At 70.8% G+C, this 13,503-nt stretch carries 11 protein-coding genes and 1 pseudogene; 10 read left to right on the forward strand and 2 right to left on the reverse strand.

Going from position 1 to position 13,503, the window contains the following annotated elements:
• Positions 1 to 27 precede the first annotated feature (27 nt).
• From FKN01_RS02810 to FKN01_RS02845, 8 genes and pseudogenes are all read left to right on the forward strand, one after another.
• A complete protein-coding gene (locus tag FKN01_RS02810) occupies positions 28 to 456 on the forward strand; it encodes a DUF6507 family protein (RefSeq protein WP_143616088.1) in 429 nt (142 codons plus the stop codon).
• On the forward strand, positions 453 to 3,032 hold the full coding sequence (locus FKN01_RS02815; protein ID WP_143616089.1) for a hypothetical protein: 2,580 nt from the start codon (positions 453 to 455) through the stop codon (positions 3,030 to 3,032). The genes FKN01_RS02810 and FKN01_RS02815 overlap by 4 nt, the downstream gene beginning before the upstream one ends.
• The gene (locus tag FKN01_RS02820; protein WP_143616090.1) at positions 3,029 to 4,039 is read left to right on the forward strand and encodes a hypothetical protein; all 1,011 of its coding nucleotides are present in this window, start codon (positions 3,029 to 3,031) and stop codon (positions 4,037 to 4,039) included. The genes FKN01_RS02815 and FKN01_RS02820 overlap by 4 nt, the downstream gene beginning before the upstream one ends.
• Positions 4,040 to 4,060: 21 nt before the next feature.
• Complete coding sequence (locus FKN01_RS33510; protein ID WP_313906128.1) at positions 4,061 to 4,261, forward strand: Imm49 family immunity protein; 201 nt, start codon at positions 4,061 to 4,063, stop codon at positions 4,259 to 4,261.
• 43 nt (positions 4,262 to 4,304) lie between these two features.
• A pseudogene (locus FKN01_RS33665) lies at positions 4,305 to 4,885 on the forward strand (immunity 49 family protein).
• A 209-nt stretch (positions 4,886 to 5,094) separates the two neighbouring features.
• On the forward strand, positions 5,095 to 6,252 hold the full coding sequence (locus FKN01_RS02835; RefSeq protein ID WP_143616091.1) for an acyl-CoA dehydrogenase family protein: 1,158 nt from the start codon (positions 5,095 to 5,097) through the stop codon (positions 6,250 to 6,252).
• Between the two features lie 19 nt (positions 6,253 to 6,271).
• A complete protein-coding gene (locus FKN01_RS02840) occupies positions 6,272 to 7,144 on the forward strand; it encodes an acyl-CoA thioesterase II (protein WP_143616092.1) in 873 nt (290 codons plus the stop codon).
• Positions 7,145 to 7,194: 50 nt separating this feature from the next.
• Entirely contained in the window at positions 7,195 to 8,184 is a 990-nt protein-coding gene (locus FKN01_RS02845; RefSeq protein ID WP_260696749.1) for a cation diffusion facilitator family transporter, read from the forward strand.
• 6 nt (positions 8,185 to 8,190) lie between these two features.
• Here FKN01_RS02845 and FKN01_RS02850 read toward each other — a convergent pair whose 3' ends face one another.
• Entirely contained in the window at positions 8,191 to 8,970 is a 780-nt protein-coding gene (locus FKN01_RS02850; protein ID WP_143616093.1) for a phosphatase, read from the reverse strand.
• Between the two features lie 63 nt (positions 8,971 to 9,033).
• Complete coding sequence (locus tag FKN01_RS02855) at positions 9,034 to 9,660, reverse strand: TetR/AcrR family transcriptional regulator (protein WP_143616094.1); 627 nt, start codon at positions 9,658 to 9,660, stop codon at positions 9,034 to 9,036.
• A 118-nt stretch (positions 9,661 to 9,778) separates the two neighbouring features.
• Between FKN01_RS02855 and FKN01_RS02860 the strand changes: the two genes are divergently transcribed.
• Complete coding sequence (locus FKN01_RS02860) at positions 9,779 to 11,386, forward strand: carboxyl transferase domain-containing protein (RefSeq protein ID WP_143616095.1); 1,608 nt, start codon at positions 9,779 to 9,781, stop codon at positions 11,384 to 11,386.
• A 7-nt stretch (positions 11,387 to 11,393) separates the two neighbouring features.
• Positions 11,394 to 13,490: a biotin carboxylase N-terminal domain-containing protein gene (locus FKN01_RS02865; protein ID WP_143616096.1), complete on the forward strand. Its 2,097-nt coding sequence runs from the start codon at positions 11,394 to 11,396 to the stop codon at positions 13,488 to 13,490.
• Positions 13,491 to 13,503 lie beyond the last annotated feature (13 nt).

Genomic DNA, 13,503 nt, shown 5'->3' on the forward strand with positions numbered 1-13,503 from the left:
GTCCACGACTCCGGGGGGGGGCGGCCGGTGACGGCTTGGGACATAAAACCGCAGGGCGTGCAGGGGCAGCTGAGGCTCGTCGGCGGCCACGCCGGCGAGCTGGCGAAGGCACAGGACGCGATGCTGACGGCCCTGGAGAAGGCGGCCCGGGCGGCGGGCACCGCGGTGCCCGGCACGATGGCCCGCGAGACACCGCTGCAAGGACCGGTCGCTCCGGGGCAGCCGCACCTCACGGCACCGACGCTGGGGCCTGTCGCCGCCGCCTTGGGCGAGTACCTGCGCGGCCGGCAGCCGCAGCTGGCCGCGATGGCGGAGCGCGTCGAGGCGGCTGTCCTGGGCGCGGTCACGGCGACGAACGAGTACGTCGAGGGTGACCTGGACAACGCCAAGCGGGCCCAGGACGCGGCCAGGGCCCTCCGCCTGGACGTGCTGAAGGACATCGGGGAAGGCAGGTGAGCGCCGACGAGCCGATACCCCTCGAAGGCATCCCGGTCTTCACCGGCGACCTGGCCCTGCTCGACGTCCAGGTGTCCGCGCTGACCAAGGGCGGCGAGGCCATCGAGACGTCCGCCGGCGACGTGCACAGCAGCTTCGGTGGCCTCCAGGCGTTCTACCGGGCGCCCGAGGCGGACCAGCTTTTCGCCACGACCCGGCCGGTGGCGGACCGCGGAATCTCCCTCAAGTCGGATCTGGCCACGATCACCTCCGCGCTGAGCACGTACTCCCAGGACGCCGAACCGCTGATCGAGAAGCTGAAGCAGCTCAAGCGGGATGCCGGGGCGTTCCGAGTGAAGATCAACGCGGACGACAAGTGGCGCGAGGACGGCGACCTCGTCGACGAGAACAACCGGCGGCGCGACGAGATCGCGGAGACCTGGGCGGCCTTCCAGGCGGTGGAACGGGCCTGCTACAACAAGATCGTCGCCCTGGTGGACGGCGCCCCCCTGAAGGCCGACGACGGCTCGGGCAAGGCCCACACCTACGGCTACGACGCCGAGGCGCTGAAGCACGCCGAGGGTCTGCCCTGGGGTGACCCGGTCGAGGAGTCCAGGCCGTGGTGGCAGCACGTCGGCGGACAGGTCTGGGACTTCGCCAAGGGCTTCGTCGTGGACGGTGTCTGGGGCACGATCAAGGGCCTGGGCACCCTGGTCGGCGCCGAGGGCTGGGACTCCGCCAAGCAGGCGTGGTCGGGCCTGGGGGATCTCGCCACGGGCCTGGCGATCTCCGGCACGCCGCTGGCCGGCCTGTACTGGGGACTGCCGGACGACAAGCTCCCCTCCTACCTGCGGGACTCCCGCAAGGCGATGAAGGAGACCGGCAAGGCGCTGCTGGCCTGGGACCAGTGGAGCGAGAACCCGTCCCGGGCGCTGGGCGCGGTGTCGTTCAACGTCGTCACGACGGTGGTCACCGGCGGTACGGGCGGCGCGGCCTCCGGCGCCGGAAAGGCCGCGCTCGCGGCGAAGGCCCTGTCCACGGCGGGCAAGGTGGGCCGGGTCGTGGACCCGATGACGTACGTCTTCAAGGGCGCGGGCATGGGCCTGACGAAGATCGGCGACGGGCTGGCGGCGCTCAAGGGCCTGGGGAAACTCGACATACCCGCCCTCCCCGAGGGCGCGATCGCCCTCCCGGAAGGCGCGTTCAAGCTCCCCGACGGCACCCTGCACCTGCCGGAGGGCGCGGCGGTCCCGGAGGCCGCGTTCGAGGTCCCGGCCAACTCCTTCAAACTCCGGGCCGGCGCGGAGATCCCCCCGGGAGCGATAGACCTGGGCGACGGCGTGGTCCGCCTCCCGGAGGGCGTACAGCCCCCTGCGGGCTCCCTCCGCATCCCCGAGGGCACCCTCAAACTCCCCGAGGGCACGACGGCCCTGCCGGAGGGCATCGTCAAGGCCACCGACGGGGCCGGCAACACGGTCTACCTCGACGGCCACGGCAACCTCCTGCGCGAGGACGGCACCCTCCTCCAACACCACTCGGCGGCCCGGCAGGAGGGGATGCGGGTCGACGAGGCGACCCGCACCGGCCCGACCGGCTCACCCCAGCCCACTCCGGTCCACGCTCACATGGGGAACGACACGAACAGCGCCATGCGGGCCGGGGACACGGACTCGGGCAGAAGTGGCGCGCATCGGGACTCGGTTGGCGATCTTCCAAGTGCCCATTCGGACGGCGTGCGACATGATTCCTCGGGCAGCCATGAGCAGCCCAGCAGTCAGGTGGACCGCTCTTCGGGCGGGCATCATGGTGGCTCCCAGCCTTTGACGCGTGGGCACGACATCGCACCCGACGGTGGCAGGAGCGGCCCGGGAAGCGGCGAAACCCACGGAGACCTCGAAGTTCCTTATGGCAGTGGCGCCGTCCACGGGTGGGACGCTCCACCCGCCACGCCCAAGCCGTTCGAGCGTGGCGGCGACATCGAGCAGCAGATCCGCGCCCAGTTGCGGGGCTTGGGTGTCAAGCCTGACGATCTGGAGAATGCCCTCACCAACTTGTCTCGGCACTCAGCCGGAGAGGAGATCGCGGATATCATTGCTTCGGGGAAGTTCAAGAACACAAGTAACTTCGGCCAAGTCGTCTCCAGCTTGAGCCACTTCAACAAGATGCCGGGCAGCGTGGCGCAACTCCGCCTGGCCAACCGTCTCCTCGAAATCGGTGTGCACGACATCTCGTTCGAGATCAAGGGTGGCATCGAAATAAAGCCCGGGGTCGAAACGGGCGCAGGAACAGACTTGGACGTGATGGCCCGCGACACAGAAGGACGCATTCATGGGTACCAGTTCAAGAACATCGAAAACCCCAAGAAAGTCGTCAAAAAGGCATTCGACAGCATGAAGCAGCTCGAACACTCCGGTGCCGATTTCCGGACTTTCGTGGTCGACACCAAGGGCACGTTGGCCGACCACGCAGCGCTTCGAACTGGACAGCGCCTCGCCGAGATTTACGGGAAATATAACATTCAGTTCATCATCAGGCTAGATGATGGGGTTCTGACCATCCCTCCCGGCGGTACATTCACACCAGGGGGAACACTGTGATCGCCAGCACACCTGTAGCCCGATGGACATGGGGTCGCCACAACCGTCCCGGCCAGGAAATCATCGCATGCTTCAATGACCTACTGACCGCCTGGTACGCGCTCGCCAAGAACCGACTTGTAAGTGGCGTTCCGCACATTTCCGCACGTGTCTCCGAGGCCGGCCGATCGAACACCTACCTGTTCAAAGAGACTTTCGAGCTGGATAAACTTGGTCCGGACACCGAACAAGACCTCACCGCTCAAGTCAAGGCATCATTGCGCCCCGGAGAGATCGGTTCGGTATACGCGCACATCGAATGTCCCGGCATAATCATCGACGCCAGCCATGAGGTCCGGGAAGAGAAGGTGTTCCTGATCGGAAGCTCGGCCTTCCTCGACTATGTGAGCACAGACCTCGTCACCTATTCCGACGCCTGGATGCCGTACGACCTTGCGGGTCGCGCGCAGCCGACGATCCATGCGGCCAACGCCCCACGGCTGTCCGCCGCCCTCATCGACTTGTCTCAGGGGCTCCACGCGGAGACCGATCCGGACGACCCGACCTACTTCGGCCAGCCGACCGAGACCGGGGTCGACAACTTCCTCCGGGAAGACGGAAGCTCGTGCGACGTATGGTCCAGCTTCGAGATTCCATACCGATACAACGAGTTCACCCACGCTCCCGGCTTCGGCAGCATTGGGTACAAGCGCTCCACGGACGGCGAAGTCCAGTACGTGCCCGTGCTCGGTGAACAGGGGCGGCTAATCGGGTATCTCTGGGCCTCCGACGCGGAGGGAGCGGCCGGCTTCGAACCACAGGATGTCGGCGACGACGAGACGTACCGTGCCGGACGCCTGTGGCTGACCCGCCTGCGCACTACCCACGACCGAGGCCTCACGCCTTCCGAGGCTCTGCGGCAACTGGCCCGGCTTCCAGACGAGGACGGCTCGGGCCACGTCGACGCCACGGTGGCGCCACGCCACATGCACCTCGACGCCCTCCGGGAACTGACGAGAAACAGTTGAGGCCCTGTGAAAAGACACACGATGACAGTTGTTACCCGCCACGACCTCCAGGGGGAAGCCGACACGGAGGCACTGGCCAACCGGCTGTTCGACTGGGTCGCCCTGGCCCCTCCGGCCATGGCCTGCCTGGCAGCCGACGCCGACTTCCCCATCGAGATCGAGTCGGACTACCTGCCCCTGCACCTCTTGAAAGGGACGTGGGCCGGCGAGTTCCCCACCTGACACCTCATACGATGACCTCTGTCACGTTCTCAGGAAATTTTCGGTGACCGTGATCATCCCTCGCCATGGCGCGCCCGGGCCCGACGACGAAGGTTTCGCACGAGCCCTGACCGAGGAGACCATCGACGAGATCTCCTCGATCGAGCAGTCGCCGCATATGCTCGACGCTCTGTGGAACTCCGTCCGCACATGCGTCCACGCCCGGTCGACAATCGACCCCACGTGCTCAGGCATTGAAACCTGGGAAGCCGTGGTGAACGCCATGCAGGTGGGTTCGACGATCTTCCGCGCCGCCACCGGTACCGGCGACACCTTCGAGTGCCGCATCCATCACGAGATGCGCGCACTCCCTGTCTCTCGTACCCGCCGATCAACCTTTTCTACCGGTTCGTCAAACATGACCACGCCGGTTTCAACACCGCCCTTGCGGAAGCACTCGAACTTCACAAGGCGTACTGGACAAAGGACGAGGAGCGTGAGGAGGACACCGAGGGCCTGTGGGCCATCGGTCCACTCGCCATCGCATGCCTCGCCTACGACGGCGACTTCCCCATCGACGTCGAATCCGAATACCTCCCCCAGCATCTCCTCCAGCGCAGTTGGGTCGGAGAATTTCCGGTCTGACACCTCGCACGGCCCTCTGTCAGTGGCGACTGCGCATCCCCCTCCCCGCGTGGCCCGCCCGAGTCGGCCGACGGGCTTCCGCAGCGCCCCGCTCCCGCGTGCTCCGTATCACCCTGGACAGCCCCGTGACCGCCGGGTAACTTTTAACCATGGCTGAGCAAGCGCTTAGCCGTGTCCCAGAACATCGCAGCCGACCAGGGAGGCACCCCGTGCGCCGTACGGTATTCAACGAGGACCACGAGGCGTTCCGGGAGACCATCCGGGCCTTCATCGCGGCCGAGGTCGTGCCCGTGTACGAGGAGTGGTTCGCCGCCGGGCAGGCGCCCCGGGAGTTCTACAAGCAGCTCGGTGAGCTGGGCGTCTTCGGGATCAACGTGGACGAGGAGTACGACGGCGCGGGCATCGACTCGCACAAGTACGAGGCGATCATCTACGAGGAGACCGCCCGGGCCGGCGTCTCCTTCGGCGGGTCCGGCGTGCACACCCTGCTCGGGCTGCCGTACATCAAGATGCTCGCCACCGACGACCAGAAGAAGCGCTGGCTGCCGAAGTTCGTCACCGGCGAGGAGATGTGGGCCCTCGCGATGACCGAGCCGGGCACCGGGTCGGACGTGGCGGGCATGAAGACCACCGCGAAGCTCTCCGAGGACGGCACGCACTACGTCCTCAACGGCGCCAAGACGTTCATCACCGGTGGCGTCCACGCCGACCGCGTCATCGTCTGCGCCCGCACCTCCGCCCCGCGCGAGGACGACCGCCGCTTCGGGATCTCGCTGTTCGCCGTGGACACCAAGTCCGAGGGCTACTCCATCGGCCGCAAGCTCGACAAGCTGGGCCTCAAGGTCTCCGACACCGCCGAGCTGGCGTTCGTGGACGTCAAGGTGCCCGCCGAGGACCTGCTCGGCGAGGAGAACAAGGGCTTCGGCTACCTCGGCACCAACCTGGCCTCCGAGCGCTGGGGCATCGCCTTCGGCGCGTACGCCCAGGCCGCCGCCGCCGTGCGGTTCGCCAAGGAGTACGTCCAGGAGCGCACCGTCTTCGGCAAGACCGTCGCCTCGTTCCAGAACACCAAGTTCGAGCTGGCCGCCTGCCAGGCCGAGGTGGACGCGGCCCAGGCCGTCGCCGACCGCGCGCTGGAAGCGCTGGACGCCGGTGAGCTGACCGCCGCCGAGGCCGCCTCCGCGAAGCTGTTCTGCACCGAGGTCGCCCACCGCGTGATCGACCGCTGCCTCCAGCTGCACGGCGGCTACGGCTTCATGAACGAGTACCCGATCGCCCGCCTGTACGCGGACAACCGCGTCAACCGCATCTACGGCGGCACCAGCGAGGTCATGAAGTCGATCATCGCCAAGTCCATGGGCCTGTAGGGACCGCGTCCACACAGCCATGAGCACCGCACTCGATTCCCTGCTCGATCTGCTCGACCTGGAGCGGATCGAGCAGGACATCTTCCGGGGCGCCAGCCGCTCGGCGGTCGTGCCCCGGGTCTTCGGCGGACAGGTCGCGGCCCAGGCGCTCGTCGCCGCGGGCCGCACCGTCCCCGCCGACCGGACCGCCCACTCGCTGCACGCGTACTTCCTGCGCATGGGCGACCCGGGCGCACCCATCGTCTACACCGTGGACCGCATCCGCGACGGCCGCTCCTTCACCACCCGCCGCGTCGTCGCCGTCCAGCACGGGCAGCCCATCTTCCACCTCTCCGCGTCGTTCCAGACGTACGAGGAGGGCCTGGAGCACCAGGCGGACATGCCGCCCGCCCCCGACCCGGAGACGCTGCCCACCGCCGCCGAGATGCTGCCCCGGTACGCCGACCGGTTCAGCGACCCGGGCATGGTGGACCGGCTGGTCGAGGCCCGGGCCGCGGTCGATCTGCGGTACGTGGACGCGCCGCCGTTCGGCACGGTCGGCGAAGTCCGCGAGCCCAGGTCGCAGGTGTGGTTCCGTACCAACGGCAAGCTCGCCGACGACCCGCTGCTGCACGTCTGCATGGCCACGTACGTCTCCGACATGACGCTGCTCGACTCCGTGCTCCTCGCCCACGGGCGCGGCGGCTGGGCGGTCGGGGACGTGGTCGGGGCCAGCCTGGACCACGCGATGTGGTTCCACCGGCCGTTCCGGGCCGACGAGTGGCTGCTGTACGACCAGGAGTCGCCGTCCGCGTCCGGCGGGCGCGGCCTCGGCCAGGCCCGGATCTACACCCAGGACGGCCGCCTGGCGATCACCGTCATCCAGGAGGGTGTGGTCCGGGTCCCCCGGTGACCGGCCGCGCGTCGGACATGAGCGGGCCGGACGCGGACATACTCACCGGCATGACTGACGCGAAAACCAGTGGCGGCGGGGGCTCCACGTTCACGGTCGTCGTCGCGGCGCTGGCCAATCTCGGCATCGCCGTGGCGAAGGCGGTCGCCGGGCTGATCAGCGGGTCGAGCGCGATGCTCTCCGAGGCGGCCCACTCGGTCGCCGACACCGTCACCGAGGTCCTGCTGCTCACCGCGCTCAAGCGCAGCGAGAAACCGGCCGACGAGGACCACCCGCTGGGGTACGGCCCCGAGCGGTACATCTGGGCGCTGCTGGCGTCCGTCGCCACCTTCGTCGGGGGCGCGGTCTTCTCGATCTACGACGGGGTGCACACCCTGCTCGCGGGCGAGGACCTGGGCGACCCGCTGATCTCGTACCTCGTGCTCCTCGTCGCCTTCGTCCTGGAGGGCTTCTCGCTGCGGACCGGGCTCAAGCAGGTCCGCCAGGAGGCCGAGCAGCTGGGCGCGCCCGCCCGGCACTACTTCCGGCGCACCCCGGACACCGCCGTCAAGGCCGTCGTGATGGAGGACTCGGCGGCCCTGCTCGGCCTGCTGCTCGCGGCGGGCGGGCTGCTCGGCGGCCAGCTGACCGGGTCCGGGGTCTGGGACGGCATCGCCTCGCTGCTCATCGGCGCGCTGCTGGTGTACGTGGCGTGGGTGCTCGGCCGGTCCAACATCCAGCTGCTGATCGGGCGGCCGGTGTCGCGGCCGATGCGGGACGGCATCCGGGAGGAGCTGCTCGGCGTCGACCACCTCATCTCCGTACTGGAGCTGACCACGCTCATCCAGGGGCCGGACGAGATCCTGGTCGCCGCGAAGGTCGACTTCCGGGACACGGTCAGCGCCGAAGAGGTCGAGACGGCGTGCGAGCAGGCCGAGCGCCGGCTGCGGCAGCGGTACGCGTCCGTCAAACGGGTGTACCTGGACCCCACGTCGGGGCGCGAGGCGCGCCGCCGGGCCCGCGCGGCCGGGGAGGGGGAGGGCCGGGCGGAAGGCCCCTGAGGGCCCTCAGAGCAGCCCCGCCGCGCCCAGCAGGTAGTCCGTCATCGGGTCGTAGAAGCGCGGGTCCAGGACGTGGTCGTCCAGCGGGACGGCCACCTGAAGGGTCCCCTCGGACTCGCCGAGGAACAGCGCGGGGTCGTTGCAGTCCGCGTAGCCGATGGCGTCCAGGCCGCGCTGCGCGGCGCATCCGGCCCAGCCGTGGTCGGCGACGACGAGGTCGGGCAGCGGGCGGCCCTCGCGCTCCAGGCCGTCGAGGATGGCCGCCATCGGGGCCGGGGAGTGGGTGTGCCAGAGCGTCGCGCCGCGCTCCTGGACGGCGACGTCCGCGAACTGGAAGACCATGCCCTCGTCGGCCATGAGACCGCCCGGGATGCGTACGATCTCGCAGCCGGCCGCCCGCAGCGCCTGCGCGGTCTGCCGGTGGACGTCCAGGAGGCCGCCGGGGTGGCCGGTGGCGAAGAGGACCCGCTCGGCGCCCTCGACGGCCTTGCGGAGCCGGGCGGCGGCCCGCTCCAGGGCGTCCACGGTCAGCTCGGGGTCGATGGTGTCCTGACCGAACCGGTGCTCCGGGTCGTCGCTGACCCCGCACCGCTCGGCCATCACGGCCAGCACGTCCTGCTCGTCGCGCCACCGGTCGCCCAGCTCCAGGCCCAGCCAGTAGTGCCGGTCCCCGTTGGCCAGGCTGCGGTAGTGGGCCAGGTTGTTGTCGCGCGGGGTGGCGACGTCCCCGGCGATGCGCGTACGGACGAGGTGTTCGACGAGGGCGGCGCGGCTGGGTATCGGCATGGGGCCATTGTGCCGTGGCGCGTGCCCGGCGTCCCGGCCGTCCGCCCCTGGATACGCGGCCGGTCAGCCCGGCTGCCGCTCCCCCGCCGCCGCGAACGCGCCCCGGGCCAGCCGGTGCAGCAGCGCCGCCGTCTCGGTGCGGCCGGGCAGCGCGCCGGGGCGCCCCAGGTGGGGGGTGGAGTTCAGCAGGCCGAAGACGGCGTGGACGGCGGCGCGGGCCTCGTGTTCCGGCAGGTCCGGATAGAGGTCGCGGACGACGGTGACCCAGACCTCGACGTACTGCCGCTGGAGCCGGCGCACCCGCTTGCGGTCGGTGTCCCGCAGGCGGTCCAGCTCCCGGTCGTGCAGGGTGATCAGGGGGCGGTCGTCGAGGGCGAAGTCGATGTGGCCCTCGATGAGCGCGTCCAGCAGGGCCTCGGGCGATCCGTCGCCGGAGGCGGCGTCCTCGGAGACCCGGAGCTCGCCGCCGGCCAGCAGCCGTTCGCTGATGCCGACGAGGAGTTCGGCGAGCATCGCGTCCTTGCCGGGGAAGTGCCGGTAGAGGCCGGGGCCGCTGATGCCGACGGCGGCCCCTATCTCGTCGACGCCGACACCGTGGAAGCCGCGCTCGGCGAAGAGCCGGGCGGCCTCCCGGAGGATCTGCTCGCGGCGGGTGGGGGCCGCGACGCGGGCGGCGGCATGGGTGCTCATGAGCAGCCATTCTAGACAGGCGGGTTAGCGCTCGTTAACCTGTAGCCACGTTAACGCTCATTAACACGGTGGCGTTGGCGATCGGAACGGCGCGGTACGGGCAAGGGGGCTCGACACGATGCAGCAGGCACCGGTGCTGACGAGCGCGGCGGATCCCGCCTCGGCGGCCTGGCAGGCCAACGAGGCGGCGCACCACGCGCTCGCCGACGAGCTGCGCAAGCGGCTCGCCACGGCCAGGCTCGGCGGAGGTGAGAGGGCCCGCGCCCGGCATGTGGCGCGCGGCAAGCTGCTGCCCAGGGAGCGGGTGGACACCCTGCTCGATCCGGGCTCGCCCTTCCTGGAGCTGGCCCCGCTGGCGGCGGAGGGGCTCTACGGGGGCGCGGCGCCGGCCGCCGGGGTGATCGCCGGGATCGGCCGGGTCAGCGGCCGGGAGTGCGTGGTCGTCGCCAACGACGCGACGGTCAAGGGCGGCACCTACTACCCGATGACGGTGAAGAAGCACCTGCGGGCCCAGGAGGTGGCGCTGGAGAATCGTCTCCCCTGCCTGTATCTGGTGGACTCGGGCGGTGCCTTCCTGCCGATGCAGGACGAGGTCTTCCCGGACCGCGAGCACTTCGGCCGGATCTTCTACAACCAGGCCCGGATGTCGGGCGCCGGCATCCCGCAGATCGCGGCGGTACTCGGCTCCTGCACGGCGGGCGGGGCGTACGTCCCGGCGATGAGCGACGAGGCCGTCATCGTCCGGAACCAGGGCACGATCTTCCTGGGCGGCCCGCCGCTGGTGAAGGCCGCCACCGGCGAGGTGGTCACGGCCGAGGAGCTGGGCGGCGGCGAGGTGCACTCCCGTACGTCGGGCGTCACCGACCACCTCGCCGAGGACGACGCGCACGCGCTGCGGATCGTCCGGAACATCGTGGCGACGCTGCCGGACCGGGGCGCGCTGCCCTGGTCGGTGCGGCCGGTCGAGGAGCCGAAGGTGGACCCGGCCGGGCTCTACGGCGCGGTCCCGGTCGACTCGCGTACGCCGTACGACGTGCGCGAGGTGATCGCCCGGGTGGTCGACGGCTCGCGGTTCGCCGAGTTCAAGGCGGAGTACGGCCAGACGCTGGTCACCGGCTTCGCGCACATCCACGGCCACCCGGTCGGGATCGTCGCCAACAACGGCATCCTGTTCTCCGAGTCCGCCCAGAAGGGCGCGCACTTCATCGAGCTGTGCGACCAGCGCGGCATCCCGCTGGTCTTCCTGCAGAACATCTCGGGCTTCATGGTCGGCCGGGACTACGAGGCCGGCGGCATCGCCAAGCACGGCGCGAAGATGGTCACCGCCGTCGCCTGCGCCCGGGTGCCGAAGCTGACCGTGGTCGTCGGCGGCTCCTACGGCGCGGGCAACTACTCCATGTGCGGCCGGGCCTACAGCCCCCGGTTCCTGTGGATGTGGCCCAACGCGAAGATCTCCGTCATGGGCGGCGAGCAGGCCGCCTCCGTCCTCGCCACGGTCAAGCGCGACCAGCTGGGCGACGACTGGAGCGCCGAGGACGAGGAGGCCTTCAAGGCCCCGATCCGCGAGCAGTACGAGACCCAGGGCAGCGCGTACTACGCCACCGCCCGGCTCTGGGACGACGGGGTGATCGACCCGCTGGAGACCCGGCAGGTGCTGGGGCTCGCCCTGACCGCGTGCGCCAACGCGCCCTTGGGCGACGCCGGCTTCGGCGTCTTCCGGATGTGAGGAAGAGATGACGATGTTCGACACGGTCCTCGTCGCCAACCGCGGCGAGATCGCGGTCCGGGTGATCCGGACCCTGCGCGAGCTGGGCGTCCGCTCGGTCGCCGTCTTCAGCGACGCGGACGCGGACGCGCGGCACGTACGGGAGGCCGACACGGCCGTACGGATCGGCCCCGCGCCCGCCGCCGAGAGCTATCTGAGCGCCGACCGCCTCCTGGAGGCCGCCCGCCGCACCGGCGCCCAGGCGGTCCACCCCGGCTACGGCTTCCTCGCGGAGAACGCGGCGTTCGCCAGGGCGTGCACGGAGGCGGGGCTGGTCTTCATCGGGCCGCCCGCCACCGCGATCTCGCTGATGGGCGACAAGATCCGGGCCAAGGAGACGGTCGCGGCGGCGGGGGTCCCCGTCGTCCCCGGCTCCTCGGGGAGCGGCCTGAGCGACGCCGAGCTGGCCGAGGCGGCGGCCGGGATCGGCATGCCCGTGCTGCTGAAGCCCTCGGCGGGCGGCGGCGGCAAGGGGATGCGGCTGGTCCGGGACGCGGCGCTGCTCGCGGACGAGATCGCGGCGGCCCGGCGCGAGGCCCGCGCCTCCTTCGGCGACGACACGCTGCTGGTGGAGCGGTGGATCGACCGGCCGCGCCACATCGAGATCCAGGTCCTGGCCGACGCCCACGGCCATGTGGTGCACCTGGGCGAGCGCGAGTGCTCGCTCCAGCGCCGCCACCAGAAGATCATCGAGGAGGCCCCGTCCGTCCTGCTGGACGAGGCGACCCGGGCCTCGATGGGCGAGGCGGCCGTCCAGGCGGCCCGCTCCTGCGGGTACGTCGGCGCGGGCACGGTGGAGTTCATCGTGCCGGGCAACGACCCGTCCTCGTACTACTTCATGGAGATGAACACCCGCCTCCAGGTCGAGCACCCGGTGACCGAGCTGGTCACCGGACTCGACCTGGTGGAGTGGCAGCTGCGCGTCGCCGCCGGTGAGCCGCTGCCGTACGGGCAGGACGGCATCACGCTCACCGGGCACGCCGTGGAGGCCCGGGTCTGCGCCGAGGACCCGGCCCGCGGCTTCCTGCCCTCCGGCGGCACCGTGCTGGCGCTGCGCGAGCCGCAGGGCGGCGGGGTGCGCACCGACTCGGGGCTCGCCGAGGGCGGCGAGGTCGGCAGCCTGTACGACCCGATGCTGTCCAAGGTCATCGCCTACGGCCCCGACCGGGCGACCGCCCTGCGCCGGCTGCGGGTGGCCCTCGCGGACACCGTCGTCCTGGGCGTCCCGGTCAACGCGGGCTTCCTGCGCCGGCTGCTGGCCCACCCGGCCGTGGTGGCGGGCGAGCTGGACACGGGCCTGGTGGAGCGCGAGGTGGCCGCCCTCGTCCCGGAGGGCGTGCCGGAGGAGGTGTACGCGGCGGCGGCGCTGCTGCGGCAGCACACCGCGTCCGCCGCCGCCCGCCCGGCGCCCGGCGCCTGGGCCGACCCGTTCTCGGCCGGGAACGGCTGGCGGCTCGGCGGCGCCCCGGCCCGGACGGTGCTCGACTTCCACATCCCGGGCCACGAGCCGGTCCAGGTGGGCCTGCGGCCGTGCGGCGGCGGGGACACCGAGCTGACGTTCGGCCGTGTCGGCGAGGGCGCGAGCCCGCCCGCCCCGGAGTCGGGCTCCTGCGGACCGTTCGGACCGCTGCCCGGTACGGCGGAGAAGGCCAGGACGCTCGCCGCCGGTGAGGGCCGGATCGCGTTCGAACTCGCCGGGGTCACCCATGTGTTCGCGTACGCGGCCTCCCCGGAGGGGCACTGGCTCGGCCGGGACGGCGACAGCTGGCACGTGCGGGACCACGACCCGGTCGAGGCGTCGCTGACCGGTGCCGCCCGCTCCGGCGCGGACACGCTCGCCGCGCCCATGCCCGGCACGGTGACCGTGGTGAAGGTGGCCGTCGGGGACGAGGTCGCCGCCGGGCAGAGCCTGCTCGTGGTGGAGGCGATGAAGATGGAGCACGTCATCTCCGCGCCGCACGCCGGCACCGTGACCGAACTCGACGTGACCGCCGGGACCGCGGTGGCGATGGACCAGGTGCTCGCCGTGGTCGTGCCGGCCGCCGGCGCCGGGGAGGAAGCGTGACCACCACCGCCCG

This window comes from Streptomyces sp. 130 (assembly GCF_007096885.1).
Taxonomy (GTDB): domain Bacteria; phylum Actinomycetota; class Actinomycetes; order Streptomycetales; family Streptomycetaceae; genus Streptomyces.